This window comes from Veillonella sp. CHU740 (assembly GCF_003992055.1).
Taxonomy (GTDB): Bacteria; Bacillota; Negativicutes; order Veillonellales; family Veillonellaceae; genus F0422.
Map to the genome: position 1 here is coordinate 45,456 of NZ_RQVD01000005.1, position 26,906 is coordinate 72,361.

General features: G+C 39.2%; 26 protein-coding genes and 2 pseudogenes. 10 read left to right on the top strand and 18 right to left on the bottom strand.

Features of this window, described 5'->3' with window-relative positions; genetic code table 11:
• Nucleotides 1-4: 4 nt before the first annotated feature.
• From EO115_RS04205 to EO115_RS04215, 3 genes are all read right to left on the bottom strand, one after another.
• Nucleotides 5-961: a 2-hydroxyacid dehydrogenase gene (locus EO115_RS04205; RefSeq protein ID WP_126937739.1), complete on the bottom strand. Its 957-nt coding sequence runs from the start codon at nucleotides 959-961 to the stop codon at nucleotides 5-7.
• A gap of 65 nt (nucleotides 962-1,026) precedes the next feature.
• On the bottom strand, nucleotides 1,027-2,385 hold the full coding sequence (locus EO115_RS04210) for a PFL family protein (RefSeq protein ID WP_126937740.1): 1,359 nt from the start codon (nucleotides 2,383-2,385) through the stop codon (nucleotides 1,027-1,029).
• A gap of 12 nt (nucleotides 2,386-2,397) precedes the next feature.
• Entirely contained in the window at nucleotides 2,398-2,667 is a 270-nt protein-coding gene (locus EO115_RS04215) for an ACT domain-containing protein (protein WP_126937741.1), read from the bottom strand.
• Between the two features lie 144 nt (nucleotides 2,668-2,811).
• Between EO115_RS04215 and pyrF the strand changes: the two genes are divergently transcribed.
• The gene (pyrF, locus tag EO115_RS04220; RefSeq protein ID WP_126937742.1) at nucleotides 2,812-3,531 is read left to right on the top strand and encodes an orotidine-5'-phosphate decarboxylase; all 720 of its coding nucleotides are present in this window, start codon (nucleotides 2,812-2,814) and stop codon (nucleotides 3,529-3,531) included.
• Nucleotides 3,528-4,115: an orotate phosphoribosyltransferase gene (gene pyrE, locus EO115_RS04225; protein ID WP_126937743.1), complete on the top strand. Its 588-nt coding sequence runs from the start codon at nucleotides 3,528-3,530 to the stop codon at nucleotides 4,113-4,115. The genes pyrF and pyrE overlap by 4 nt, the downstream gene beginning before the upstream one ends.
• A gap of 27 nt (nucleotides 4,116-4,142) precedes the next feature.
• Here pyrE and EO115_RS04230 read toward each other — a convergent pair whose 3' ends face one another.
• The gene (locus tag EO115_RS04230; RefSeq protein ID WP_126937744.1) at nucleotides 4,143-5,375 is read right to left on the bottom strand and encodes an ISL3 family transposase; all 1,233 of its coding nucleotides are present in this window, start codon (nucleotides 5,373-5,375) and stop codon (nucleotides 4,143-4,145) included.
• A 244-nt stretch (nucleotides 5,376-5,619) separates the two neighbouring features.
• Between EO115_RS04230 and EO115_RS04235 the strand changes: the two genes are divergently transcribed.
• The 5 genes and pseudogenes from EO115_RS04235 (at nucleotide 5,620) to pyrR (ending at nucleotide 8,759) form a co-directional block, all read left to right on the top strand.
• Entirely contained in the window at nucleotides 5,620-5,883 is a 264-nt protein-coding gene (locus EO115_RS04235; RefSeq protein ID WP_004696474.1) for a SemiSWEET family transporter, read from the top strand.
• Between the two features lie 490 nt (nucleotides 5,884-6,373).
• Entirely contained in the window at nucleotides 6,374-6,538 is a 165-nt protein-coding gene (locus EO115_RS04240) for a DUF362 domain-containing protein (RefSeq protein WP_005386021.1), read from the top strand.
• Nucleotides 6,539-6,645: 107 nt separating this feature from the next.
• The gene (gene lspA, locus EO115_RS04245) at nucleotides 6,646-7,086 is read left to right on the top strand and encodes a signal peptidase II (RefSeq protein WP_039969072.1); all 441 of its coding nucleotides are present in this window, start codon (nucleotides 6,646-6,648) and stop codon (nucleotides 7,084-7,086) included.
• Between the two features lie 61 nt (nucleotides 7,087-7,147).
• A pseudogene (locus EO115_RS04250) lies at nucleotides 7,148-8,070 on the top strand (RluA family pseudouridine synthase).
• Nucleotides 8,071-8,237: 167 nt separating this feature from the next.
• Complete coding sequence (pyrR, locus tag EO115_RS04255; protein ID WP_126937745.1) at nucleotides 8,238-8,759, top strand: bifunctional pyr operon transcriptional regulator/uracil phosphoribosyltransferase PyrR; 522 nt, start codon at nucleotides 8,238-8,240, stop codon at nucleotides 8,757-8,759.
• A gap of 57 nt (nucleotides 8,760-8,816) precedes the next feature.
• Here pyrR and EO115_RS04260 read toward each other — a convergent pair whose 3' ends face one another.
• The 7 genes and pseudogenes from EO115_RS04260 to EO115_RS04290 form a co-directional block, all read right to left on the bottom strand.
• The gene (locus tag EO115_RS04260; protein ID WP_005380819.1) at nucleotides 8,817-10,049 is read right to left on the bottom strand and encodes an ISL3 family transposase; all 1,233 of its coding nucleotides are present in this window, start codon (nucleotides 10,047-10,049) and stop codon (nucleotides 8,817-8,819) included.
• 163 nt (nucleotides 10,050-10,212) lie between these two features.
• On the bottom strand, nucleotides 10,213-10,569 hold the full coding sequence (locus EO115_RS04265; protein WP_126937746.1) for a cupin domain-containing protein: 357 nt from the start codon (nucleotides 10,567-10,569) through the stop codon (nucleotides 10,213-10,215).
• Between the two features lie 28 nt (nucleotides 10,570-10,597).
• Nucleotides 10,598-10,909 (bottom strand): annotated as a pseudogene (locus EO115_RS04270) (DUF4261 domain-containing protein); the annotation flags it as partial.
• A 173-nt stretch (nucleotides 10,910-11,082) separates the two neighbouring features.
• On the bottom strand, nucleotides 11,083-12,339 hold the full coding sequence (locus EO115_RS04275; protein WP_009353161.1) for a Glu/Leu/Phe/Val dehydrogenase: 1,257 nt from the start codon (nucleotides 12,337-12,339) through the stop codon (nucleotides 11,083-11,085).
• Nucleotides 12,340-12,542: 203 nt separating this feature from the next.
• On the bottom strand, nucleotides 12,543-13,313 hold the full coding sequence (gene fetB / locus EO115_RS04280; protein ID WP_126937747.1) for an iron export ABC transporter permease subunit FetB: 771 nt from the start codon (nucleotides 13,311-13,313) through the stop codon (nucleotides 12,543-12,545).
• The gene (locus tag EO115_RS04285) at nucleotides 13,300-13,965 is read right to left on the bottom strand and encodes an ATP-binding cassette domain-containing protein (RefSeq protein WP_126937748.1); all 666 of its coding nucleotides are present in this window, start codon (nucleotides 13,963-13,965) and stop codon (nucleotides 13,300-13,302) included. Before EO115_RS04285 ends, fetB begins: the two co-directional genes overlap by 14 nt.
• A gap of 21 nt (nucleotides 13,966-13,986) precedes the next feature.
• On the bottom strand, nucleotides 13,987-14,742 hold the full coding sequence (locus EO115_RS04290) for an exodeoxyribonuclease III (protein WP_126937749.1): 756 nt from the start codon (nucleotides 14,740-14,742) through the stop codon (nucleotides 13,987-13,989).
• Between the two features lie 325 nt (nucleotides 14,743-15,067).
• Between EO115_RS04290 and EO115_RS04295 the strand changes: the two genes are divergently transcribed.
• Nucleotides 15,068-16,135: a DUF389 domain-containing protein gene (locus EO115_RS04295; RefSeq protein WP_126937750.1), complete on the top strand. Its 1,068-nt coding sequence runs from the start codon at nucleotides 15,068-15,070 to the stop codon at nucleotides 16,133-16,135.
• 212 nt (nucleotides 16,136-16,347) lie between these two features.
• Here the strand turns inward: EO115_RS04295 and argH are convergent, their stop codons facing one another.
• Both argH and EO115_RS04305 read right to left on the bottom strand, forming a co-directional pair.
• The gene (argH, locus tag EO115_RS04300; protein WP_126937751.1) at nucleotides 16,348-17,769 is read right to left on the bottom strand and encodes an argininosuccinate lyase; all 1,422 of its coding nucleotides are present in this window, start codon (nucleotides 17,767-17,769) and stop codon (nucleotides 16,348-16,350) included.
• A complete protein-coding gene (locus EO115_RS04305; protein ID WP_126937752.1) occupies nucleotides 17,769-18,983 on the bottom strand; it encodes an argininosuccinate synthase in 1,215 nt (404 codons plus the stop codon). Before EO115_RS04305 ends, argH begins: the two co-directional genes overlap by 1 nt.
• 235 nt (nucleotides 18,984-19,218) lie before the next feature.
• Between EO115_RS04305 and EO115_RS04310 the strand changes: the two genes are divergently transcribed.
• A complete protein-coding gene (locus EO115_RS04310; protein WP_126937753.1) occupies nucleotides 19,219-20,019 on the top strand; it encodes a transglycosylase domain-containing protein in 801 nt (266 codons plus the stop codon).
• 153 nt (nucleotides 20,020-20,172) lie between these two features.
• Here EO115_RS04310 and EO115_RS04315 read toward each other — a convergent pair whose 3' ends face one another.
• Nucleotides 20,173-20,952, bottom strand: coding sequence for a hypothetical protein (locus EO115_RS04315; RefSeq protein WP_126937754.1), 780 nt, complete (start codon nucleotides 20,950-20,952; stop codon nucleotides 20,173-20,175).
• Between the two features lie 203 nt (nucleotides 20,953-21,155).
• Here EO115_RS04315 and EO115_RS04320 point away from each other — a divergent pair, with 203 nt between their 5' ends.
• Complete coding sequence (locus EO115_RS04320; RefSeq protein ID WP_126937755.1) at nucleotides 21,156-23,240, top strand: OPT family oligopeptide transporter; 2,085 nt, start codon at nucleotides 21,156-21,158, stop codon at nucleotides 23,238-23,240.
• Between the two features lie 139 nt (nucleotides 23,241-23,379).
• On the opposite strand, the gene EO115_RS04325 is transcribed toward EO115_RS04320, so the two are convergent.
• From EO115_RS04325 to EO115_RS04340, 4 genes are read right to left on the bottom strand one after another with little or no spacing between them, the layout of a single operon-like run.
• Entirely contained in the window at nucleotides 23,380-24,219 is an 840-nt protein-coding gene (locus EO115_RS04325) for a metal ABC transporter permease (protein WP_126937756.1), read from the bottom strand.
• Nucleotides 24,216-25,064, bottom strand: coding sequence for a metal ABC transporter permease (locus EO115_RS04330; protein WP_126937757.1), 849 nt, complete (start codon nucleotides 25,062-25,064; stop codon nucleotides 24,216-24,218). The genes EO115_RS04325 and EO115_RS04330 overlap by 4 nt, the downstream gene beginning before the upstream one ends.
• An 8-nt stretch (nucleotides 25,065-25,072) precedes the next feature.
• The gene (locus tag EO115_RS04335; protein WP_126937758.1) at nucleotides 25,073-25,822 is read right to left on the bottom strand and encodes a metal ABC transporter ATP-binding protein; all 750 of its coding nucleotides are present in this window, start codon (nucleotides 25,820-25,822) and stop codon (nucleotides 25,073-25,075) included.
• A complete protein-coding gene (locus tag EO115_RS04340) occupies nucleotides 25,819-26,760 on the bottom strand; it encodes a metal ABC transporter solute-binding protein, Zn/Mn family (RefSeq protein ID WP_126937759.1) in 942 nt (313 codons plus the stop codon). Before EO115_RS04340 ends, EO115_RS04335 begins: the two co-directional genes overlap by 4 nt.
• Between the last annotated feature and the right edge of the window lie 146 nt (nucleotides 26,761-26,906).

Below are 26,906 nucleotides of genomic sequence, written 5' to 3' on the forward strand. Positions count from 1 at the left end.
AAAGTTAACACACTCGATTGATAGGTTTCCCTTGTAAAAATGCCACGATATTATCCATCACCATATGAGCTCGTGTGACAAACGCTTCTTGGCTCGCAAAGGCAATGTGCGGTGTTAATACTGTACGAGGTGCATCACATAATGGATGGTCTGTCGAAATTGGTGGTTCTACTTCAAATACATCGATACCAGCGCCTCTCAATTTGCCAGCTTTCAACGTTTTAGCCAATGCCTCATTATCTACTACAGGACCACGTGCCGTGTTGATCAATACCGCCGTATCTTTCATCATATCAATACGTTTCGCATCAATTAAATGGTGTGTCGCATCCGTCAATGGTACATGTAAGGATAGAATATCTGCTTCTCGTACTACTGTATCTAAATCAGCAAAGGTAACACCTTCCGCTACCAATCCTGGTTTGTCTGAACGATTGTAGGCAAGCACCTTACAACCAAAGGCTTTTGCAATACGAGCCACAGCACTACCAATGGCACCCGTTCCTACGACACCAAACGTTTTACCATATAGTTCGAATCCAGGGAACCCCTCCTTTGTGCCTCCTGTCCGTGTACGGCTATCGCAAGGTAATACATGGCGAAGTACAGAGATAGCTAACCCAAACACCAATTCTGTAACGGCTTTCGTCGAATAGCCTGCTGCATTGCTCACTACAATTCCTTTTTCACGGCATGCATCCAAATCCACATGGTCCACCCCTGTGAAAGCCACAGAAATAAACTCTAAGTTTGGACATTGGCGAATGATGTCACCAGACAAAGGTTGGTTCGCTAAGATAATAATAGATGCTTCATGGACACGGTCCAATAATTTAACTTTGTCTGTTTCTTTCGTAGTATGTACAACTAGTTCATAGCCTTGTGTCTTGAAAGGTTCTGCTAAGGATTGTAATAATTCTTCGGATACGCCTAATGGTTCCATCACAACAATTTGTTTCATAATGTTACCTCACTATATTCTATAATATGCAACTACTATGGAAGATTCCCTATGGTTCAAACTCATTAATTTGTCAAGCTGCGTACTGGCGCCGGAATGCGTCCGCCACGGCGAATGAACTCTTCCGAACTAAATGGATGTACTTTTATAATCGGTGCATATCCTAAGAGGCCACCAAATTCTACGATATCCCCTACCGTCTTATTCGGTACTGGAATAAGTCGTACCGCTGTCGTTTTATTATTAATCATACCAATAGCAGCTTCGTCCGCAATAATAGCTGAAATGGTCGCTGCTGAGGTATCTCCCGGTACAGCAATCATATCTAATCCAACGGAACAAACGCAAGTCATAGCTTCTAATTTATCTAAGGACAAACTGCCTAATGTAACCGCATCAATCATACCCTTATCTTCGCTGACAGGAATGAAAGCACCACTTAATCCACCTACGTGAGAGGATGCCATAAGGCCACCTTTTTTCACAGCATCGTTCAACAAGGCCAAAGCTGCCGTAGTACCATGGGTACCGCACGCTTCTAACCCCATTTCTTCTAGCACATGTGCTACAGAGTCCCCTACGGCAGGTGTGGGTGCTAAAGAAATATCGATAATACCAAATTGTTTATTCAATCTACGTGATGCTTCTTGTGCCACTAACTGGCCTACACGAGTAATTTTGAAAGCCGTCCGTTTAATCGTTTCTGCCACTACATCAAATGGTTCGCCTTTTACAGATTCCAAAGCATGTTTCACAACCCCTGGACCGCTAACACCCACGCTAATAGTGGTCTGACCTTCTGTGACACCGTGGAACGCACCTGCCATAAACGGATTATCTTCTACAGGATTGCAGAAAATGACAAGCTTCGCACAACCCAAAGCATCTCTATCTGCTGTAAGACGAGCCGTTTCTTTCACAATATGCCCCATTTCAGCCACTGCATCCATATTGATGCCTGCCTTCGTAGAGCCGATACCCACCGAGCTGCATACGATATCTGTCGTCGCTAGAGCCTCTGGGATGGACGCAATCAGTTTGCGATCCCCTTCCGTATACCCTTTGGATACTAAGGCGGAGAAACCACCGATGAAATTTACACCAACCGCTTTTGCTGCTTTATCTAAGGCACGAGCAATAGGTACATAGTTAGGTAAGTTGGAGGCCCCACCAATTAAAGATATGGGTGTCACAGAAATACGTTTATTGATGATAGGCACACCTAATTCACGTTCTAAATCTTCCCCTGTTTTCACAAGGTATTCTGCTTCTTTTGTAATATGGTCATAGATACGAGTGCACATACGATCTCCATCTTCTGAGATACAACCAAGTAAACTAATCCCCATAGTGATCGTACGCACATCTAATTTATTATTTTGAATCATCCGATTCGTTTCTAAAATATTTTCAATACTTAACATAGGTACCCTCGCTTATCCCACACGATGCATGCTTAAAAAGATGGCTGCATTTTGCGCTAAAATTTGAACTCCTAACTGTTCACCTTCTGCTGCTAATGCTTGTTGAATATTGCTAAGGTCGGCAGAATCACTGACTTCACACATCATAATCATGTTAAAGATACCATCCAAAATCGTTTGGTTAATGGATACCACATTCACTTCATTGTCCGCTAACACACGGGTCACTCCCGCAATAATACCTACTCTGTCTTGTCCTACTACTGTCACAACTAATTTCATACGTTCATCTCCTATATACTATGTATTAAATTTTAGTTTCATTATAAATTATAGTCATTCAAATTTCAACGAATAATTAAAAAGTCTTGACTTTCAGTATAAACTATGAAATAATAATACGATTTGTGAAACAAGGAGGTTCCTATGGCAGATAATCGTTTAATTGTAGCCTTAGATGTGTCCTCAATGGAGGCGATGCAGTCCATCGTAACATCCCTAGGCGATTCCGTCAGCTATTATAAAGTTGGCATGGAACTATTCTATGCAGCAGGTGAGCAAACTGTAGCCTATTTGCGAGACCACAATAAATCGGTATTTCTTGATTTGAAACTACACGATATTCCGAACACAGTGGCTCATGGCATTAAATCCTTAACACGGTTAGGGGCAAAGCTCATCACCATTCATAGCCAAGGTGGCAAGGTGATGATGGAAGCCGCTATGAAAGCAGCCAAAGAACAAGCTGCTGAACTGGGCATTGAACGGCCTAAACTATTAGCGATTACAGCCTTAACAAGCTTTGATGATGAAAATTGGTCCGCTATTGGTGGCTCTTTACCGATTTCAGACCATGTTGTGAAATTAGCAAAACTAGCCAAAGAGGCTGGTGTTGATGGTGTTGTGGCTTCCCCATTAGAAGCGAAACTAATTCGTGAAGCCTGCGGAGAAGATTTCTTAATCGTCACACCAGGTATCCGTCCATCGTTTGCCGCTACTAACGACCAAAAACGTATTGCTACCCCTAGTAGCGCTTTACAAGATGGGGCGTCTCGCATTGTGGTAGGACGACCAATTACACAAGCAGAAAATCCACAAGAAGCAGTTCGTTTAATTGTTGAGGAAATGGAGACAGTTCAAAAATGATGACAGAAGAGAATGTAAAACAATTATTAATCGACACACAAGCTATTTTAGAAGGACATTTCTTGTTAACATCTGGCCTTCACAGCCCAATGTATGTAGAAAAGTTTAATGTCTTATCCCATCCAAAATATACTGAACAATTATGCCAAGAATTAGCTCGTCGTTTTGAAGACCAAAATGTAGAGCTTGTGATTGGACCTATGACTGGCGGTATCTTATTGGCTCACGAAGTAGGTAAAGCCTTAGGCACTCGTGCTATCTTTACAGAACGAGAAAAAGGTAAAATGACATTACGTCGTGGTTTCCGCATTGAAAAAGGACAACGTGTTCTTATCGTAGAAGATATCGTAACCACAGGCGGATCCGTTCGTGAAGTAGTAGATGTTGTAAACGAAGCTGGCGGTGAAATCGTTGGCGTAGGCCTTCTTGTAAACCGCAGTGGTGGTAAAGCAGACTTTGGCGTACCAAACGAAAAAGTACAAGCCTTGTTGAACTTAACAGTACCAACATTTGAAGCTGATGCATGCCCACTTTGCCAAAATGGCACACCGATGACAGAACGTGGTAGTAAACATATTAAATAAAAGGCTCTCTGTCAAATGTTGGGGTATTCACCCTACGAGTCTTCTTTGGCACCAATCATATGTATGGTTGGTGCCATTCTTTTTGCTCAAAAGTAGAATACGTACTCTAAATCTACCAAAGTGGCGAAGTCCATAGCTTATCCGTTTTAATACTTTAATTTTGTTGTTAGTTCCTTCTGTGTATCCATTAGAATATGGAAGTAAGAATGCATTAGTTAATTGCGTCATCCATGCAGGAAATGATGTAAAGAAGTTATTAAATTCATCTAAGCCAGATGCTTTTACTAATTCCAACCAATGCGTTAAATGTGCAGCCATTCTTTGTTTACCATAGATTGAAAAGATTTTTCTAAAAGAAAGTTTTAAAGCATATGCTTTTCGTAAATCATCAGATATTCTGAGTATTTCACATAGTTTAATATGTTCGGCTTCCGTTAAATGGTCTGGATGCTTCATTAGTACACGTCGATTCTGTTTTAACATACGTGAATAAGCAGCCAGTTTATGTTGCTCACGCTTTCTAACTCGCTCTACCGCCCAATCTACAAGTCGACATACATGGTATCGATCACAGATAATATGCGCATGTGGAAATAGCGCCTCCATGATGCGCTTAAATTGTATGGACATATCCATTACAATAAACTTAACTTGTAGGCGATCCTTATGTTTAAATGATGCAAAATAGTGGATTAATGCTTGCGTATCACGTTTCGGTAAAATATCTAATATTTCATGTGTATCTGGATTAGTTAAATTAACTTGGTATTGGTAGCCTTCTGCATTTCCTTTAAACTCATCAATACCAATCACAGTGGGTAAGGTCTTGGGCTTAGGTATAGTGATCATAGAGCAATAACGTAATACTGTAGTAATAGATGTATCACACTCGTTAGCAATAGCTGTATAGGTTACACTTTCAGTAAGTTTATCAAATAGCATTCTAATATTAGTTACACTTAGTTGCATATGTTTTCGTACAAATGGATTGCTTTCAGCAAAAGAATGACCACAATGCGGACAAATATACCGACGCTGTCTGTATTTTCCAATTAGTGGGCCTCGTTGTACTTTTCCAAACTTTACAGTACGTATGCGGTAATCCTTAATATGCTTTGTGGTTTCTCCACACTTTGGGCAAATATGTGATGTTGCTGGTAATTCTATGTCAAAAATAAATATTCCGTCTAATTCATAGCTATTTGTAATATATTCTTGTTTTACATTATGTAAAAATTCAGTATAATCAGTAGTAGGCATATAAGCTCACATCCTTTCTTTAGGACTTTGACACTTTTATTGTAAAGCATGTGAGCCTTATATGCTTATTTTTTTGCAAAAAAATAATGTTGGAAGTGACACCGTAGTGGTGTCACCCCAACATTTATTATAGAGCCTAAACTAATTTGCATGATTAATTTTACACAATTGACTACATCGAAAAAATATGATATAGTATATTGTGTAAGCTATAATAATGTAATGTTTAATAAGGAGGTCATCTATGACAAAAGAAAGATTTAACATGTTAGTTGGTTCTATTGGTGCATTTATTGGTGTATTTGTATTTTTAGCCTATATCCCACAAATAATTGCTAATCTTCATGGTCAACCTAGTCAACCATGGCAACCATTATTTGCAGCAGTATCCTGTTTGATCTGGGTATTATATGGTTGGACAAAATCACCTAAACGTGATTATATTTTAATCGTACCAAACCTTGCAGGCGTTATTTTAGGTACACTAACATTCTTAACATCTTTCTAAGTGCTATAAGAAAAAAATAGTATTATTGTTATATAGTGAATAATAGTAAAGATATTACTTTACTTTATAAATATAAATGAGGTCGAATCGTATGATTCGGCCTTTTTTAGAGTGAAGTTTATATGTTAGATTAAAATATAGATAAGCGTTAAATCTGTTGTAATAAAAAAATAGTTTTTATGATAATAAATATTGATAATTAAATTCCTATTATAATGATTAGGATTTTATAAAATTGATAATTACAACATTCTCATTTGTTGAATATCATATTCAATTAATTAAATGAAAAGTAATATCAAAATACCTATAAACATAGGCTTTGTATACTAAAAATGAAAAAGTAATATGCAAAAATATATACAGTTTTTTATCATTTTCATTTGACTTTCAAAAAGAACTGTGTGATAATGAGAACATAAGTTGAGGCAAGTGCCTTTCTAAATGATAATAAAAAGTTCTGATCTATATTTTTATGGAGGTCCTAATTATGAGAGTTATTGCTGATGGTTGCATTAAATGTGGTTCTTGCGCATCTGTTTGCCCAGTTTCTGCTATTTCTGAAGGCGAAACTAAATATGAAATCAACGATACTTGCATCGATTGCGGTTCTTGCGAATCCGTTTGCCCAGTATCTGTAATTTCCGCTGAGTAATCACAAATTAAACGGCCCCTCATTGAGGGGCTTTTTATTTTGCCTAAATTTGCTTAACTTAGTATAATAGGACTATTAAGATATATATTATTATAAGGGAGTACAGCTTGTTTTATATTATACTAATTCTTTGGTTACTCTTAGATCAATGGACTAAATATTACATTATGAATCATTTTATGTTAGGTGAGTCTTTAGTGGTTATACCCAATGTATTTCATTTAACATATATTATTAATCGCGGTGCAGCATTTGGTATGCTTGCTAATCAGCGATGGTTTTTCTTACTGGTAGCGGTTATTTTGCTAGGCGCATGTGCATATTATTGGAAGCGCTTATCAAAAGGTCCGTGGACTTTACAGATTGGATCTGCTTTATTAGTGTCTGGTGCTATTGGTAATGGCATTGATCGTTACATGATTCATGGTGTGGTAGATTTTTTTGATTTCCGTATATGGCCTATTTTTAATGTTGCTGATATTGGTATCTGTGTAGGCGTAGCTTTAGTAGTCTACTATTTATTTACATTAAAAGATGATGATAAATAATTCATATATTATGACATATAATTAATTAATATATGATACTTAACTCATAGAGAGGTAGAGGATGAACGAATATATTGTAAATGCTGAGCAAGACGGTATGAGACTGGATGTATTCTTAACAGAACATATGGAAGGGTCTCGTAGTTATATTCAAAGTTTAATTAAAGGTGGTCACGTTACAGTAGGTGCTAGGTAGGGAAAGCAAATCTTAGACTTACACCAAATGCTGTTGTACGTGTAGAGATACCGGAGCCTGAATCTGTAGAGGTAAAACCAGAGGATATTCCTTTAGATGTATTGTATGAAGATCATGATATTATCATTGTAAATAAACAACGTGGTATGGTTGTTCACCCTGCGGTGGGCAATTATTCGGGTACACTTGTTAATGCATTGCTATATCATTGTAAGGATTTGTCCGGTATTAATGGTGAGATTAGACCTGGTATTGTTCACCGTTTAGATAAGGATACATCTGGTGTTATGATGGCGGCTAAGAATGATGCAGCTCATATAGGTTTAGCGGAGCAGGTAAAGGAGCATTCTGCTAAACGGACATATTTAGCATTAGTACAAGGTAATATTGTAGAAGAAAAGGGTACAATTAAGGCTCCTATTGGAAGACATCCTAAGGATCGTATGAAAATGGCGGTTGTCTTTGAAAATAGTAAGGATGCAGTTACTCATTTTAATGTGGTTGAACGATTTGGACATCAAACATTGGTTGAATGTAATTTAGAAACTGGTCGCACACATCAAATTCGTGTACATTTTGCTCATATAGGTCATCCTGTTGTTAATGATCCGTTCTATGGTTACTGTCGTATGGATTTTCCTATTGAAGGACAGGCATTGCACTCTAAATCTTTAGATGTAAAACATCCAATTACAGGTGAAAGTATGCATTTTGAGGCGCCTCTTCCAGATGACTTCAAAGCATGTATAGAGTTTGCTAAAACATATCGAGAAGATAAGCGTAAATAAGCGAAAAAATGAAAAGAAATCAACGAAATGTAAAGAAACGTAGACAACCGTAGACAAACGTAAATACATGCAAATGAAATAACTGTCTTATATTGTGGTTTACTAAATAATCTTCTAACTATATTTGTAAAGGGGCATAGAGAACTCTGTGCTATAAGGGCGTATATATGGAAAAGAAACGCTTATTGATGGATCAAGATGCTATTATGCGCGCGATTCGTCGTATTAGTCACGAAATCCTAGAACGTAATAAAGGCTTATCTAATGCTCTTATTGTAGGCATTGAACGACGTGGTGTTATTTTGGCAAAACGTTTGCAGGCCGAAATCGAACGCATTGAAGGTATTCGTATTGAATGTGAACCACTCAATGTTGCTATGTATCGTGATGATCGTGATGCTCGTCAAAAAGAGGGGGAACCCTGTACGATTGATACAACAGAGAAAACAATTATCCTCGTTGATGATGTACTTTACACAGGGCGCACCATTCGTGCAGCATTAAATGCATTGATGACATCTGGTAGACCTAAATCTATTCAGTTGGCAGTTCTCGTAGATCGTGGTCATCGAGAATTACCAATACGAGCAGATTATGTAGGTAAAAATATTCCTACTTCACATCTTGAAAGTGTACGGGTTGCTGTAACTGATTTAGATGGCGAAGAAGGGGTTACAATACAGGAATAACCTGTATTGTAACCCCTTTTTATTTAAATTAAGGCTCTCTGTCAAATGTTGGGGTATTCACCCTACGAGTCTTCTTTGGCACCAATCATAGTTATGGTTGGTGCCATTCTTTTTGCTCAAAAGTAGAATACGTACTCTAAATCTACCAAAGTGGCGAAGTCCATAGCTTATCCGTTTTAATACTTTAATTTTGTTGTTAGTTCCTTCTGTGTATCCATTAGAATATGGAAGTAAGAATGCATTAGTTAATTGCGTCATCCATGCAGGAAATGATGTAAAGAAGTTATTAAATTCATTTAAGCCAGATGCTTTTACTAATTCCAACCAATGCGTTAAATGTGCAGCTATTCTTTGTTTACCATAGATTGAAAAGATTTTTCTAAAAGAAAGTTTTAAAGCATATGCTTTTCGTAAATCATCAGATATTCTGAGTATTTCACATAGTTTAATATGTTCGGCTTCCGTTAAATGGTCTGGATGCTTCATTAGTACACGTCGATTCTGTTTTAACATACGTGAATAAGCAGCCAGTTTATGTTGCTCACGCTTTCTAACTCGCTCTACCGCCCAATCTACAAGTCGACATACATGGTATCGATCACAGATAATATGCGCATGTGGAAATAGCGCCTCCATGATGCGCTTAAATTGTATGGACATATCCATTACAATAAACTTAACTTGTAGGCGATCCTTATGTTTAAATGATGCAAAATAGTGGATTAATGCTTGCGTATCACGTTTCGGTAAAATATCTAATATTTCATGTGTATCTGGATTAGTTAAATTAACTTGGTATTGGTAGCCTTCTGCATTTCCTTTAAACTCATCAATACCAATCACAGTGGGTAAGGTCTTGGGCTTAGGTATAGTGATCATAGAGCAATAACGTAATACTGTAGTAATAGATGTATCACACTCGTTAGCAATAGCTGTATAGGTTACACTTTCAGTAAGTTTATCAAATAGCATTCTAATATTAGTTACACTTAGTTGCATATGTTTTCGTACAAATGGATTGCTTTCGGCAAAAGAATGACCACAATGCGGACAAATATACCGACGCTGTCTGTATTTTCCAATTAGTGGACCTCGTTGTACTTTTCCAAACTTTACAGTACGTATACGATAATCCTTAATATGCTTTGTAGTTTCTCCACACTTTGGGCAAATATGTGATGTTGCTGGTAATTCTATGTCAAAAATAAATATTCCGTCTAATTCATAGCTATTTGTAATATATTCTTGTTTTACATTATGTAAAAATTCAGTATAATCAGTAGTAGGCATATAAGCTCACATCCTTTCTTTAGGACTTTGACACTTTTATTGTAAAGCATGTGAGCCTTATATGCTTATTTTTTTGCAAAAAAATAATGTTGGAAGTGACACCGTAGTGGTGTCACCCCAACATTTATTATAGAGCCAGAAAATACTATAAAGTGCTTTCATATTAATTAGTATAAACAGGATCATAATCAGCAGGCACCGGAGCAACGATACTCACAAAGACAATATCTTCCGTTCCAGTATTTTTTGCACCATGACATTCACCCTTTTTAGATACTATAACTTGCCCCTTTGTAAAAGGCACCTCAGTATCCGGCGTTGGATAAAATACCCCTGTTCCTTGCAATACAACCCATATATCATCAGAATTATGATGATAATGCTTTGGTAAGGTTTGACCAGGTTTAATAACCCAAACTGAACCACCTGTGGAATCAGTTTGATAAAATGGCGTCCTAACAGCCTTCTCCAAACTTTCAACTTTCACAAGTTCCATATCAAAAATACGTTGATTACTCATAACACTCTCACCTTTCATCGATTAACAACTAACGAGTTCCAGAAGTATATTCACCCATATTTACATCAAGCACTGCTCTCACCGGTTGAACTAGGGAATCCTCATACTGCAATGTCCATTGCACATTTGAATCCAATTCCCCATTCTCTAGGCCGCTAATAGTATCACCATCACCAACAGGATTGTCATTTTCTAAAATAAAATACAACATATTATATGCATGAATCACTACATCATCAGGATTCATACCGTGAAAGTGATACTGCACATCAGGCAAGAATAAGGTGCTCATCCCCACCGAGTCAACCATCATATCGTCTGTACCTTGAATGTTAATGAATTATATCCTGCTTCGGATTTAATTCGGTCGAATTCGACTGAATTAAAATTTAGATTATAAACCTCCTCTCACCTTATACAAAATAAATAATATATTATTACCTAAATTATACAATAAATCTGGCTCTCTAGTAAATATTACATCATCTAAGATGAGCAGATAGGGCAGATATATTAACCGTTATATCCTTTAATTTTTAATGCTTCTACTAAACGACGCAATGCCACCATGTACGCAGCCAATCTTGGGTATACTTTAAACTCTTCTTGCATAGCCCATACTTCTTCAAAGCTTTTTTTCATGTTCTTCGCTAATTTTTCGTTTACTTCTTCTTCAGACCAGTAGAAGCCAGCTTTGTTTTGTACCCATTCATAATAGGATACCACCACGCCTCCGCCATTCGCTAATACGTCTGGCAATACAGGAATACCTTTTTCAAAGAAGTATAAGTCTGCATCTTTGGTTAATGGTCCGTTAGCACCTTCCAAGATTAATTTTGCTTTTACTTCTTTCATATTGGCTTCGTTCACTTGGTTTTCTAAGGCCGCTAAGTATAGCACGTCTACATCCAATAACAATAAATCTGGATTAGGGATTCTTGTCATACCTGGCTCTTCGTAGCCTTCTAAAGAACGGCCATGAGAGTTTGCATATTCGTAAGCTTTTTCTACATCGATGCCGTTTGCATTGTACAGAGATCCATGTACATCACCGATGGCAACGATTTTAGCACCTTCACGATGCATCAATAAAGCACCAACAGATCCTACATTACCAAAACCTTGTACAGCAATCGTCAAATCTTTAATAGATTTACCTTGTTTTTCCAAGTAGGAAAGTAATGTAAACATACAGCCACGGCCTGTTGCTTCATTACGACCTAAAGAACCACCAATTGCTAATGGTTTACCTGTTACGATCCCTGGTGTCCATTGACCAGTTAACGCACTGTACTCATCGACAATCCAAGACATGATTTGCGGATTTGTGTTCACATCAGGAGCTGGCACATCTCGTTCTACTCCAATGATAGGAGCAATTTTACGAACGAAACCACGTGTTAAACGTTCCAACTCTCTTTCACTTAGTTTTTTCGGATCTACCTTGATACCGCCTTTGCCACCACCATATGGTAAATGAGCAATGGCATTTTTGATGGTCATCCAAGCACCTAATGCACGCACTTCATTTTCATCTGCATCTGGGTGAAAGCGCAATCCACCTTTAGATGCGCCAAGAACGGAGCTATGTTGGCATCGGTAGCCAGTAAATACTTCCACATGTCCATCATCCATTTGTACTGGAATAGCCACGTTCATTTCACGTTCAGGGTGACGCAATACTTCATAGTCATTGCGTGGGATACCTAGTGTATCCGCTGCCAAGTCTAAAGTTTGCAGCATATTTTCATAAGGGTTGTAATTTGCCATAATACCACCTCGTTTTGAATATAAAAAGAATATGTATACCCTAATAGTATCACAACTATTCCCATATGACTATAGGCTTTCAAAAAAATCCTACTTAATTTATAGGTAAATTAAAATTTTAAAAATATTTTGTAAACATGTCTAAGTAAGATAGGAGTGCTCTCGTAGCAGGCTTGCAGATAGTAAAATAGCTGATTCCATCATCAATCAGATAGAATCAGCTGTTCTTTCGTATTGAAAAATTGTCGACAACTCAAGTATCCTGCTATCGCAATAGCAATGGATATGGTTGAAAAAGACATAAAGATAACAATAATCTGGTATTTAATGGCCTCCATAGGGCTCATACCTGCCAAGATTAAGCCCGTCATCATCCCCGGCAAAGACACAATACCCAATGTTTTCGCACTATCGATGGTCGGTTGCAAACTAAAGATAAGAGCTGCTCGCAAGATAGCTTTACAGGCCTGCATAGGCGTAGCCCCTAAAGCTAACTTAATCTGAATCTCTTGCTGTCGGCTCTTGAAGCTCGTTGTAATTTGGCGGAAACACAACCCCACTGCCACCATAGCCCCCGACATGACCATGCCGCCTACAGGAATCATTTGATACGGTGTAAAGGATAAGACATTTGCGCTCAACAATACCGCTAAAGTAATGATGGCACCAACACCAATACTAATACCTGCAATCCACGATGCACGCCGAATTCCTACGCCACGTTTACCTCCATTGATAGCGGCACTGATCAGCATCACCAACAATACGCCACCGGTAAACAAAGGATGGTCTGCACCAAAAATAAAATGCAATACATACCCTACTACTACAAGTTGTACCACCGCTCGCAAGGCACTGTGCAATATTTCTAGTTCCAGGCGCATCCGTTGTTGGTAGGACACGATAACAGCCATGGCGATAAGCACAGTTGCCATCAATAAGGATTCATTAGATAAGGCATTAAAGCTCCCCATGTAGCACCTCACAATCTGTAATAAGGCCGTCTTTCACAGTAATACGACGTTGTCCCATACGAACACTTTGCTCAGGATTATGAGTAACTTGTAATAATGTAAGTCCTTCTTTATGCAATTGCACCAATCCTTGTTCTACCCATTCTGTATTCTCTGTATCTAATGCAGAAGTTACTTCATCTAACAAAAGTATTTCCGGAGTAAACAGCAAACTACGGATCAGGCAAATTCGTTGCATTTCACCACCCGACAACTCCGTATTCGACTTCTCTAACAACTGTAAATCCATATGAAACAAATCAAATAACTCTTTGATTCTTGCTTCGTCAACAGAACGACCTCGCATGGTAAAAGGAAATGCTAGATTGCCTCGCACGGTTTGTCCGAATAAATAAGGTTGCTGAAAACAATAGGCTACTCGTTGGCGATATTCTGTAGGGGCATATTGGTCCATCGGTTGCCCCTGAAAATAAATAGTTCCACCCGTAGGAGATACCAAGGAACTTGCCAGTTTTAATATCGTACTCTTACCACTTCCAGAAGGACCTACAATAGTGATGCTTTCACCTTGTTGAACCTCAAAAGAAATATCTTGTAAAATCTGACGGTCATGAATCGTTAAAGAGATATGTTCAAAACGTAATATTGACATAGTGCACGCTCATTATAGAAATTATAAATCAATAACTAGTTCCACCGGGCAATGGTCAGACCCAAAGATATCCGCATGAATCTTCGCCTCTTGGATTTTATCAGCAATACTATTGGACACTAAGAAATAGTCAATTCTCCATCCAACGTTTCGTTCACGAGCTTTCCCCATGTAGGACCACCAGCTGTAGGCATCTACTGCATCAGGGTATAAATAGCGGAATGTATCCGTAAAGCCTGCTGCTAACAGTTCTGTCATTTTTTCACGCTCTTCATCACTGAAACCAGCATTTTTACGGTTGGTTTTAGGGTTTTTCAAGTCGATTTCTTGATGGGCTACGTTAAGGTCACCACACAGAATCACTGGCTTTTTAGCATCCAATGCTAATAAATACTCACGGAATGCCACTTCCCATTCCATGCGGTATTCCAAACGAGCCAATTCACGTTGGCTATTCGGTGTATAGCATGTAACTAAGTAGAATTTTTCATATTCCGCCGTGATCACACGTCCTTCTTGGTCATGTTCCTCAATACCAATACCATTCACTACAGAAATTGGTTTTTCTTTTGTGAAAATAGCTGTACCGCTATAGCCTTTTTTCACCGCACTATTCCAATATTGTTCATGGTTCGGCAAGACCATTTCAATTTGCTCTGGTTGTAATTTTGTTTCTTGTAAACAGAACATATCTGCATCTAATGCATCAAATGCATCCATAAATCCTTTTGTCATGGCTGCACGCAAGCCATTCACATTCCAAGAGATTAATTTCATTGTTAGTACCTCATAGTATTTAGTAACAAAAATATATATTGATTATATCATAAATTTTCGATATGTGCTTTCCAAATATATCAGATGCCGGCGGTAAGTTTTTGTTGGAAAATAAAAGTTTCTTCCTTTTTCTATCTGTTAAATTAATAGATTTCTCTAAAGAAATACTATAAAATTTTGGTATAATGTTAAGGCTGGTTTAAGAAATACGTAAAGGTTAATTTTCGAAAAACAACCGGAAAAATTAAAAATACGGAAGATTAGACAGAAATCTCTACCATCATCCACGCGGAAATAAGATTATATGAAATAAAAGGAGTACCCAATGACAGGAAACTATTCAGCACGTGAATACCGTGATAAATTATATGATGATCTTCATGTTCGCTTAAGCGATACAGTAATTTTGATGTGCGCGATTTTTATTGCCTCTATAGGTTTAAATATGAATTCAACAGCTGTTATTATTGGAGCCATGCTGATTTCCCCTCTTATGACACCCATTGTTGGACTGGGATTCGGCTTAGCTATTTTTGATACCCGTTTAATCAAGCAATCTCTAAATGTTTTATTGACTCAAGTATTAGTCAGTTTGCTTGTGTCAGCTCTGTATTTCTGGATTTCTCCCTTATCTTATGCAAGTAGCGAGTTGATTGCACGAACCTCTCCAACCATTTGGGATGTTCTCATTGCTATTGCAGGTGGGATAGCAGGTGTAATTGGTTCAAGAAAAAAAGAAGCAAACAATATCGTGCCAGGAGTAGCCATTGCAACAGCTCTGATGCCACCTATCTGTACTGCAGGCTATGGATTAGCTAATGGAAATGTACAATTTTTATATGGGGCTCTCTATCTTTTCTTAATTAACTGTGTCTTTATCATGCTAACCAATATTGTTGGAACAAGAATTTTGATGAGAAAATCTCCCTTACGCTCATTTAAAGAGCTAAACATTAAAATGAGAATTGGGTTGATATCCTTGATTGTATTATTAATTCTTCCAGCCACCTATTCAGCAGTCACGCTGACGATAGATCAGGCACGAAAAGAAGGAATCAAACAGTTTGTAGGAAAAGAGTTCACCAATCATACGGTCATTAGTCAAGTCTACAAGTCAAGCAAAAATGAATTGGTCTTGACGATTGTTGGCAATCCGCTTTCAGAAGAACAATTAGAAACGCTCCGCCAAAAGCAAGCCTCTTACGGTATTCAATCTGTTCATTTAAAAGTTAATCAAGTTAATCAAATTCATAATTCGACAAATTCGACAAAATTGGATAGTGAGACGACCAAAGAATTTTATGAAAATATTAATAAGTATATCGATCAAAAACTCTCTGAAAAAAATTCACAAAAAGATATTGTAAAAGAAAATGAAGAAGACAAGGATTAAGGGTATTGAACGTATCTCAAAAAAAGCAACGGATTTTCCGTTGCTTTTTTTGCATAGTTGCGATAGTCTTGCGAAACCAGAATCGCCCAATATACCAGTTACAAATGCCATTTTTACACGAATGAGAGATGACAACATGAATAACAGTCAACTCAATATCATGCTTTAATTTTAAAAAATTTCATCAGACTTTTAAACGACTACAAATCTATTTATTGTAAATGAATTTTATCTTTCCAATTCGCAATTTGCGTCATTTCTTCTGTAAGCACTTCTTTACCAATACGAATTTGACGTACTACGCACTCTGGTGCTGTACCACTGTAGTTACTACGTCCCGCTACGCAAGCTTCGATGGTAATGGCATCCAAGATATCCGCTTCAAAGTGATGCGAAATAGCTTTAAAATCTTCTACTGAAAGATCCAACAACACACATTCTTTTTCAATGCAATGTTGTACCCCTGCCCCTACGATAGCATGAGCCTCCCGAAATGGTACGCCTTTTTTCGCCAAATAGTCCGCCATATCCGTAGCGTTGGAGAAATCATCGTCCAACACTGCTTTTGTATGGTCTCCATTGACTTTCATATGACGTAACATGTCAGCTGTAATAGAGATAGCGAAATGCAATGTATCAATTGTGTCGAAAACGCCTTCTTTATCTTCTTGCATATCCTTGTTATACGTCATTGGCAGGCCTTTCATGGTTGTAAGAAGTCCCATCAAATGACCGTAGATACGACCTGTTTTACCACGTACGAGTTCGCATACGTCTGGGTTTTTCTTCTGTGGCATAATGCTAGAACCAGTGCAATGGGCATCGTCCAATTCGATGAACCCAAATTCTGTGCTAGACCATAGGATTAATTCTTCGCTTAACCGACTTAAATGCATCATCACTTTTGCCCCAAAGCTGAGGAATTCTAGCACATAATCACGATCGCTGACAGCATCCATACTATTTTCATAAATGGCATCGAAATATAACAATTCCTTCGTCATGTTTTGATCGATAGGATAGGTCGTACCTGCCAAAGCCCCTGCCCCTAATGGCATCACGTTGGCATGTTTAAAGATTAACGGCAAATTATCGAAGTCACGGCTTATCATGGAGAAATATGCCATCATGTGGTGGCTAAATAATACCGGTTGCGCCCGTTGTAAATGGGTATATCCAGGGATAATCACCTCTTTGTATTTCTCTGCTATTTCTAAGAAGGCTTGTTGTAAGTTCACAAGCTCTTCCCCCATGTGCACTACGGCCTTACGGATATACATGTGTAAGTCCACCGCCACTTGGTCATTACGGCTACGACCTGTATGGAGACGTCCGCCTGCCTCACCAATGGCATCGGTTAAGCGTTTTTCTATATTCATATGGATGTCTTCTAATGCCACAGAAAACTCGAAATCTCCTGCATCAATTTGCTGTTCAATAGCCTGTAAGCCTGCTACGATAGCATCCTTATCTTCCTTAGCAATGATCTGTTGCTCTGCTAACATTGTGGCATGGGCAATACTGCCTGCCACATCTTCTTTATACATGCGGGAGTCAAAGGAAATAGAGGACGTGAAGTCCTCTACTGCCTTATCCGTCCCTTTGGTAAAGCGTCCGCCCCAAAGTTTCGCCATTATTTTAAACCTGCTTTCTCTTTCATTAATGCATTGATTGTTAAAGGCAATCCGAATAAGTTGATGAACCCTTCTGCATCAGCTTGGTTATATACATCATCTTCTTCAAATGTTACAAATTCTTGGTTGTACAAGGAGTATGGAGACGTAGATCCTGCGCTGATAATATTACCTTTGTACAATTTCAATGTCACTTGACCTGTTACTGTTTGTTGTGTGCTGTCCACGAAGGCTTGTAAAGCACTCATCAATGGAGCAAACCACATGCCGTCATATACAAGTTCTGCGTATTTGTTAGCCACTAATTCTTTATAATGGTATGTAGCTCTGTCTAGGCAAAGGTATTCCAACTCTCTGTGTGCATACATGATGATCGCTCCACCAGGATTTTCATAAACACCACGGGATTTCATGCCTACTAACCGGTTTTCTACGATATCTACAATACCGATACCATTAGCTGCGCCAATTTCATTTAGAGTTTGTAAGATGGTAAGTGGAGACATGGCTTGACCATTCACCGCTACTGGAACACCTTCTTTGAAGTCGATGGTCACCATAGTTGGTACATCTGGAGCTTCTTCTGGAGATTTGCTAACTAAATATACATCATTTTTAGGTGCATTCTTAGGATCTTCTAAATCGCCACCTTCGTGGGATAAATGCCATACGTTTTGGTCCATAGAGTACGGATGTTTTTTAGTAGCCACCACCGGAATATCATGTTTCGCTGCATATTCCATGCAATCTTCCCGGGATTTCAATTCCCATTCCCGCCATGGAGCAATGATTTTTGTATTTGGTGAAAGTGCTTTGATAGTCAATTCAAAACGAACTTGGTCATTTCCTTTACCTGTGGCACCATGAGCGATGGCATCAGCACCTTCTTGTGCGGCAATTTCTACTAATTTTTTAGCAATCAATGGTCTTGCAAAGGAAGTGCCTAATAAGTATTTACCTTCATACACAGCGCCTGCTTTGACCACTGGCCAAATGTAGTCGGACACAAATTCTTCTTGCGCATCGATGATGTACGCTTTTGTAGCACCAGATTTGATGGCTTTTTTCTCTACTGCATCATAATCTTCTGGTTGACCTAAGTTCACACATACAGCGATAACTTCTGCGCCATAGTTTTCTTTTAGCCAAGGAATGATAACAGATGTGTCTAAACCACCAGAATACGCTAAAACGACTTTGTTAATGTTGCTCATAATGGACCTCTTTCTTTGTGTAATTCACTGCTGCGCAGTACCTGTTTCTATCTTATGAACGTATTATACTCCTTTGTGTATAATAATGCAAGTATATTTTATAAAAATTCTTTTATATACATTTTTATTCTATTAGCATTATATAACACCTTTGCAAAGTCTCTTATATTCTATAGTATAGATAGTCCTCATCATCCCTATTGTTGATAACCTATATATATGATATGATGAAGCCATGAAAACACTCATAAAACTGATTGTATGTATTGCACTACTAGCTGGAGGCCTCTATTGGTTCGCAGGCTATGCGCCGGATGGAAATGAACCTTCTGGAAAACATGTGCCACATACAGTAAAAGAACAATCTATCGAACAGGTGGAAGACCAACTGTCGAGGACAGATCGTATTAAACGTCTCTTCAACTTTACCCAAGCTGTGGAGGAGGCCATGGAGAAACGGGTGCCTAAAGAGCATCGCGTCCGCAGTGAGGATATCAATCCAATTGTTAAAAAAGCTTTAGTTGCAACGGAAGACAAACGCTTTTACGATCATGGAGCCGTCGACTTTTTTAGTATTGGTCGCGCCTTATATACAAATACAATAGCTGGCGAAACCGTAGAGGGTGGTAGCACGATTACACAACAGTTAGTAAAAAACCTCTTCCTCTCCTCAAAACGAATTATGTCTCGCAAAGTAGAAGAAGTATTTCTGGCGTATCTAATGGAACATTATTACAGCAAGGACGAAATTTTGACTATGTACTTGAACACCATTTATTATGGCAATGATCATTACGGTATCAAGTCAGCCTCAGAGGCTTATTTCAAAACAGAGCCAAAAGACTTAAATTTGAGTCAAGCTGCCGTTATTGCCGGTATTCCACAAGCGCCGTCTTACTTTAATCCAGTGAGCAATTTCGATGCCACTAAGCAGCGACAACGCACCGTATTAACACTGATGGCACAACAGGGTATCATTGCCTACCAAGACATTGATAAGGCCTACTATAAACGATTAGATGTACCTAGCCATTAAGATATACACTGCCTACCACACAGTATCAACATACCATCTAGTGTGTATTACAATACCATATACAAAAAGCAGAGATGAGGTGAATCGCAATCCACCTTATCTCTGCTTTTCTATGTATATATTTTTGTGACAATCACAAAACTTCTGAGCAAACTATCTTCCTAAGTTACCTACAGGCACATGGATGACACCACTAGACATAGGAGCAATCGTTCCTTGTTGATAGATCAATACGATATCATGGTTTTCACGAGCAAAGAATCCATCCGGTTTACCTGCCACTGCATCTGCATAGATTGCCTTCTTACCTTCTGTTGGCAACGCTTTCAGTCCTTTTTCAATCGTTTCTTTCGAAAGTCCACCAAAATCATTCAATGTCAACGTGCGTCCTGTTGTAGTATTGAATGTAAATCCTTTTTCTACATTTGTTCCATGAGAGGCATTGTCTTCTACCGTATAGGAGTTAATAGTAACAGCAAAAATTCCATTTCCATCTGCTTTTACATCATAGTTAACGTACAGATTTTGCTGCTCCCCTTCTTTTGCTTTTTCGTTCACTTTGTGAAGATCTTTACGCAACTTTTCCACATAATCCACCAATGTTTTATTGATGGCTTTTGTCACATAAGGACTCACAGACTGTACTTTAGGGTACGTAATATCTAAATGATTTTCCTTAATCATCTCAGGGCGAACTGTTACTTGCAAACGATCAGTGAAAGCTTTCGCTGCAGGTGCTACGATTTGCTTAGTGCCTTTGCGAGCTTTTACCGTTTCCTCTCGAACCAATCGATTCGCCTCTGGAGATGCCGTAACCGAAATTCGTTCACCCACTGCCAATGGCATTTCTTTCACTACTGTCACATCTGCTGCTTGCAACGCCGCTGGAATCAATAGACTGGTCAATATGGCTCCTAATATTTTTTTATTCATCACTATCTCTCCTTATAATCTGCTAAATATACGTATTTTATACCTCTATATATACCACATTCTACATGAACCTACCATGAATACTTTCATTATACCCATAGAAATCACTCATGTATACACAATTTAGCACTTTACTTATTGAAAGTCCTTGAGAATACTGATACAATGATTAAGATAGTAGTGTATTTTAAGGAGGTATAACTATGAAGCATGATTTTATGAGTCATGATATTAGCTTACCGGAATTAACAGTCAGAGGTATGCTATTAGGTGCGATCATTACATTGATCTTCACTGCATCTAACGTATACTTGGGTCTGAAAGTAGGTTTGACTTTTTCATCCTCCATTCCGGCTGCCGTAATATCTATGGCAATCTTACGCTTCTTCAAGGATTCTAATGTACTTGAAAACAACATGGTACAAACGCAAGCATCTGCTGCGGGTACCTTATCTGCAGTCATTTTCGTATTGCCAGGTCTTCTAATGATCGGCTATTGGCAAAACTTTGACTTAATGGAAACATTGTTATTATCCGCATGTGGTGGTTGTCTTGGGGTATTATTCACAATTCCATTACGCCGCGCTATGGTTATGAACAGCGACTTACCATATCCAGAAGGTCGTGCTGCTGCAGAAATCTTGAAAGTAGGCTCTACAGTTCCTGGTGAAACAGCAAAACAATCCGGCGGTATGAAAGAAATCGTATCTGGCGGCGCTTTAGCTGGTATCATCAGCTTTATTACTCAAGGCTTACGTGTCTTCGGCGAATCTAAATCTTTCTGGTTCCCTGTAGGCGCTGGTGCTACACAACTTCCATTCGGCTTCTCCTCTGCTCTATTGGGCGCAGGTTTCCTAATTGGTATTGCTAGTGGTATCGCTATCTTAATCGGTATGATCATTTCATGGGCTGGTTTCGTACCATACTTGACAAATCATCTACCAAATCCAGATGGTCTAGATGCCATCAAATTCTCTAGCACAGTGTGGAAAACAAAAGTCCGCTTCATCGGCGCTGGTACTATCGGCGTAGCTGCGATTTGGACATTATTAACATTGTTAAAACCAATTGCTGAAGGTATTAAATTATCTATCAAATCCATGACGGCAAGTTCTGAATATCGTGATACACACCGTATGGATACAGATATGAAACCATCTACTATCGCTGTTGTATTTGCTTTAATTATTATTGGCCTAATCATTTGCTTCTACTCTTTCGTATCCGCTATTCCAATGTCTGCAACTCTTGCTTGGACATTAGTGGTAGCAGGTATCATAGTAGCATTGTTAATTGGCTTCTTCGTAGCAGCTGCTTGTGGCTACATGGCAGGCTTGATTGGTACTTCTGCAAGTCCAATCTCTGGTATCGGTATCATCGGTATCATCGTATCCTCCCTTGTAGTTCTTGGTATTGCTTCTGCTAACGACTTATTAGCTACTCCAGAAGGCGTTAAATTCTCCACAGCTCTTGCCATCTTCATGACATCTGTGGTAGTATCTATCGCTGCTATTTCCAACGATAACTTACAAGACTTGAAAACTGGTCAATTAGTAGGTGCTACACCTTGGAAACAACAGGTAGCTCTATTAATCGGTTCCTTAGCAGGTGCCGTAGCCATCGCTCCAGTACTTGACTTGTTATACCATGCATATGGTTTCACAGGCGCTATGCCTCGTGAAGGAATGGATCCTGCCCAAGCATTATCTGCTCCACAAGCTACATTAATGCGTCAAATCGCAGAAGGTATCTTCAATGCAAACATGGATTGGACTTACATCTTCTACGGTATCATCGTAGGTATTGTGGCTATCGTTGTAAACTTGATTTTAAAATCTACAACAAAATCCTTAACATTGCCTCCATTGGCAATTGGTATGGGTATCTACTTACCTCCAACCTTGGAAATGCCACTTGTAATGGGCGCTATCATCGGTTACTTTGTAAACCGTTACATCTCAGAACGTGCAAAACAACGTGCTGGTGCTTACGCTGATGCAGACGTAGAGCAATCCAACCGTCGTGGCGTACTATTCGCTTCTGGCTTAATTGTTGGTGAAAGTATCATCGGTGTTATCATCGCTGGTGTCATCGCCTTCTCCGTAAGTACAGGTGGCAGCGAAGCTCCTCTTGCACTTGCTTTCACAGGCGATAAATCCTATGGTGATATCGCTGAATGGTTAGGCTTCGCAGCCTACATCTTCACGGCTCTTTGCTTAATCCGTATCGTTATCGCTACGAAATTCAACAAAGCTGAAGCTGAAGCTATCGAACAAATGAATAAATAACACACTACACATATCACAAAAGAGGCTGTAACTACAAAGTTACAGCCTCTTTTTTATGTTAAATACGGTTTTAAAATACTTGGAGATCTAGTAAATACTCCGCAAGAGCTGATTTATCTATCGACTCTTGTAAACAATATTAACTCCTACCATAACGATAGAGCCATACCAATCCATAGATACAACCTATGACAGTGGCAATCATGCCCCCAATGGATACATCCCATACAAAGGATAAGGCCACTCCAATCGTAGTAGCAATCGTAGCTACACAGGCACTAACGAGAATCATGGCTTTCACAGAGCGCACGAGCATAAATGCTGTGGCTGGTGGCCCTACCATGCAGCCAGTTACCAAGATGGCCCCCACAGTTTGGAATGAGGCGACAGTGGTCAAAGATGTTAACGTCATAAGACCATAGGACATCGCCATAGGCATGGCTTGGTATACTTTGGCACACACAGGATCAAAAGTCATGAGGATTAATTCTTTTTTGAATAAGCCGATCCAAATTATATTGATCGCACACACGAGGATGCCAATCCATAATAACATAGGCCCTACATCATAGCCACCTAGCGTAAACCGTTGGAATGTAGCAAAGGCTAAATCACCTAAAATCGCCGTATCTACATCGAGGTGTACATGTTTACCAAATAAAGTGACTAACACAATGGCCAATGCAAATAGGAAGGGGAACACGATACCGATGGCCGCATCTGGCCGAATATAACGACGTCGTTGCATCCATTCCACCGCATATACCGTACCGACTCCCATCGCTGTAGCACCAATAATCAACCAAGGAGAGTTCAAATCTTTTGTTACCAAAAAGGCTAGGACGATTCCTAAAAAGACTGTATGTGTAATGGCATCTACCATCATAGATAATCGGCGCAATACCAAGAATGTACCAATTAAGCTACAGCTAATACCTGTGACCGTAGCAATGGCCCAAATTTCTAAGATATGACTCATCGCATCCACCCCCTCACGAGGCGTTGCCCATTGGCCAGTACTAAGCTGAGCATAATCATCCCAGTCATAACGATAATAATCATAGGTCCTGTTGGCAAATTACCCCACAAGGCACTAATCCATGTACCTATGAAAGCTACCATACTCCCACTGATGGCACCTATGATAACTAAGGTACGAAGAGAATGTGTCCACTGACGACCAATCATAGTCGGTCCTATGAGTAAGGAACTGATGAGGATAACCCCTACTGTTCGTATCCCAATCACAATGGTTACAATCAATGCAACTCGATAGAAAAAGCGAACTTTCCGTACGGGGATACCCATCAATTGTGCTTCCACAGGGTCGAATACAGTAAGGCTCAATTCTTTCCAAAGGAGTATAACTCCACCCACAATACAGGTGCCACAAATCGCCATAAGCCAAATGTCACTTTGCATCATGGTCACAGCCTGCCCAAAGATAAATGTATTCAGTCCAGCTTGACCTGCATTTTCCATAGATTGCACTCGTGTCAAGAGGACTGTACCAAATCCGAAAAAAGCTGCTAATATAGTAGCTAAGGCTGCATCGAAACGAACGCCTTTTTGGGACGTGCGATACATGATATATTCTGCTACACAGGCTGCTATAATAGCCCCTAATAGTAGCATAGCAGTATCTTTTACCCCAGTGAGTAGAAAGGCTCCTACCACCCCAGGCAGGGTAGAATGAGCCAATCCATCACCTAATAAACTTTCTTGTCTCAGCACCGCAAAGGTTCCGATGACACCACACACAAGGCCTAGCATCACCGTTCCCAAAGCGACGATCTGAAACGTATATTGTTGTAATAATTCCATAAGCCCTCCTAGTAAGAAAATGTCTCGTCTAAGAGGTCTGAACCTACCACTTCTTGCACCGTTCCCATGCCAACGAGCTTGCGATTCACACAGAGAACATGGTCAAAATAGGCTTCTAAGGTTTGCAAATTATGATGTACAATGAGCAAGGTTTTTCCTGCTCCTTGCATGTCCTTCATAATCTTCACTAGCACAGCTTCTGTTGTTTTATCGATGCCTTTAAACGGCTCGTCTAAGATATATACATCTTGATTTTCTACCAGAGCCCTTGCGAGGAACACGCGTTGCTGCTGTCCTCCAGACAGTTGGGAGATTGATCGTTCTGCATAATCTAGCATACCCACTGTTTCTAGCGCTTTGGTTGCTTCATCTCGTTCCTTTTTCCCAGGACGTCTAAACCAACCCAACCTACGGTAAGTGCCCATCAAGACCACTTCAAAAACAGTGATAGGGTAATCCCAATCCACCGTTGATGTTTGTGGTACATAGGAAATGTGGTTGTATATACTAGTATTGTTGGAGCTTACATAAGCGGACTTACGGCCGCTTTGCACCTCTAGTTGAATCTGTCCAGTCACAACGGGAATGAGACCTAGCACAGCTTTTACCAAGGTGGATTTACCAGCTCCATTAGGACCAACTATGGCCGTCATCGTTCCTTTTTCAATCTGAAAGGATACATCTTCTAGCACTACATGTTCATCATATGCAGCTGAAAGATTCTCTACTTTCAGAATACACTTGTTTTCATTCATCATTTAAGAGCGCCTACAATCGTATCAATATTAGCTTTTACCATGCCAATATATGTGCCGCCCGGTGTGTCAGGAGAACCCAAGGAATCAGAATATAATTCACCACCGATAGCTACATCCCAGCCTTTTGCTTTACATGCTTCTTGTACCGCTTCAATTGTTTTATGAGGTACAGAGGATTCTACGAAGATAGCTTTGATTTTATGATCCACGATGAATTGCACCAAGTCATTCATATCTTTCGTACCAGCTTCTGTAGCGGTGCTTACACCTTGTAAGCCTTTCACTTCAAATCCATAGGCACGAGCAAAGTAGTGGAATGCATCATGAGCTGTTACCAATACACGAGATTGTTCAGGAATTTCTTTCGTTCTATCCTTGATGTATTGATCCGCTTCCTCTAATTCTTTCATGTACGCTTCGTAATTAGCTACATAATCTTTTTCATGAGCAGGGTCTTTTTCTACTAACGTATCTTTTACTACTTTTGCAGCTAGTTTCCAGTTTTGTACATCGAACCAAATATGAGGGTCTCTCGCATCCGGACCTTCTTCTTCAAAAGCTAATAATGTAGATGGATCCATATCTTTAGATACTTCTACTACTGTTTTATTTGCTTTTTTTAATTCTTGGAATACTTGGCCCATTTTACCTTCTAAATGAATGCCGTTCAAGAAAATAATATCACCTTTTTGTAAAGTAGATACATCGCCAGCACTAGCTTGATATAAATGTGGGTCTACCCCAGCACCCATTAAGCCTTGTACCTGTACATGATTACCACCGATTTTTTGTACTAAATCTGTAATCATCGTTGTTGTCGTTACCACTTGTAACGGTTTTCCTTCTTGCACTGTATCCGCTTGTTTACCACAGCCTGCAATCGCCAAAATACATACGGCGAATACAATACATAAACGCCAAAGTTTAAATTCTTTCATGGTCTTTCCTCCTTTACTACATATTTGGAATGTCCCGTCCATCCCTACATTAAAAATTCCATGAGTCTTGCTTATCTATACTATATCACAATTGATAGTATTTCTCAATATATTTTTTTTAATATGTATTTCAAAGAATGAAAGTA

Bases quoted from the DNA above. Each gene is read 5' to 3' on its own strand.
- EO115_RS04285 (WP_126937748.1), bottom strand. From the start codon at position 13,965: ATGTCAATATTACGTTTTGAACATATCTCTTTAACGATTCATGACCGT.
- EO115_RS04265 (WP_126937746.1), bottom strand. From the start codon at position 10,569: ATGAGTAATCAACGTATTTTTGATATGGAACTTGTGAAAGTTGAAAGT.
- EO115_RS04335 (WP_126937758.1), bottom strand. From the start codon at position 25,822: ATGATGAATGAAAACAAGTGTATTCTGAAAGTAGAGAATCTTTCAGCT.
- EO115_RS04215 (WP_126937741.1), bottom strand. From the start codon at position 2,667: ATGAAATTAGTTGTGACAGTAGTAGGACAAGACAGAGTAGGTATTATT.
- EO115_RS04260 (WP_005380819.1), bottom strand. From the start codon at position 10,049: ATGCCTACTACTGATTATACTGAATTTTTACATAATGTAAAACAAGAA.
- EO115_RS04240 (WP_005386021.1), top strand. From the start codon at position 6,374: ATGAGAGTTATTGCTGATGGTTGCATTAAATGTGGTTCTTGCGCATCT.
- EO115_RS04330 (WP_126937757.1), bottom strand. From the start codon at position 25,064: ATGGAATTATTACAACAATATACGTTTCAGATCGTCGCTTTGGGAACG.
- EO115_RS04340 (WP_126937759.1), bottom strand. From the start codon at position 26,760: ATGAAAGAATTTAAACTTTGGCGTTTATGTATTGTATTCGCCGTATGT.
- EO115_RS04310 (WP_126937753.1), top strand. From the start codon at position 19,219: ATGAAAACACTCATAAAACTGATTGTATGTATTGCACTACTAGCTGGA.
- pyrR (WP_126937745.1), top strand. From the start codon at position 8,238: ATGGAAAAGAAACGCTTATTGATGGATCAAGATGCTATTATGCGCGCG.
- fetB (WP_126937747.1), bottom strand. From the start codon at position 13,313: ATGGGGAGCTTTAATGCCTTATCTAATGAATCCTTATTGATGGCAACT.
- argH (WP_126937751.1), bottom strand. From the start codon at position 17,769: ATGGCGAAACTTTGGGGCGGACGCTTTACCAAAGGGACGGATAAGGCA.
- EO115_RS04315 (WP_126937754.1), bottom strand. From the start codon at position 20,952: ATGAATAAAAAAATATTAGGAGCCATATTGACCAGTCTATTGATTCCA.
- pyrF (WP_126937742.1), top strand. From the start codon at position 2,812: ATGGCAGATAATCGTTTAATTGTAGCCTTAGATGTGTCCTCAATGGAG.
- EO115_RS04305 (WP_126937752.1), bottom strand. From the start codon at position 18,983: ATGAGCAACATTAACAAAGTCGTTTTAGCGTATTCTGGTGGTTTAGAC.
- EO115_RS04205 (WP_126937739.1), bottom strand. From the start codon at position 961: ATGAAACAAATTGTTGTGATGGAACCATTAGGCGTATCCGAAGAATTA.
- EO115_RS04235 (WP_004696474.1), top strand. From the start codon at position 5,620: ATGACAAAAGAAAGATTTAACATGTTAGTTGGTTCTATTGGTGCATTT.
- EO115_RS04320 (WP_126937755.1), top strand. From the start codon at position 21,156: ATGAAGCATGATTTTATGAGTCATGATATTAGCTTACCGGAATTAACA.
- EO115_RS04210 (WP_126937740.1), bottom strand. From the start codon at position 2,385: ATGTTAAGTATTGAAAATATTTTAGAAACGAATCGGATGATTCAAAAT.
- EO115_RS04290 (WP_126937749.1), bottom strand. From the start codon at position 14,742: ATGAAATTAATCTCTTGGAATGTGAATGGCTTGCGTGCAGCCATGACA.
- pyrE (WP_126937743.1), top strand. From the start codon at position 3,528: ATGATGACAGAAGAGAATGTAAAACAATTATTAATCGACACACAAGCT.
- EO115_RS04295 (WP_126937750.1), top strand. From the start codon at position 15,068: ATGACAGGAAACTATTCAGCACGTGAATACCGTGATAAATTATATGAT.
- EO115_RS04325 (WP_126937756.1), bottom strand. From the start codon at position 24,219: ATGAGTCATATCTTAGAAATTTGGGCCATTGCTACGGTCACAGGTATT.
- EO115_RS04230 (WP_126937744.1), bottom strand. From the start codon at position 5,375: ATGCCTACTACTGATTATACTGAATTTTTACATAATGTAAAACAAGAA.
- EO115_RS04275 (WP_009353161.1), bottom strand. From the start codon at position 12,339: ATGGCAAATTACAACCCTTATGAAAATATGCTGCAAACTTTAGACTTG.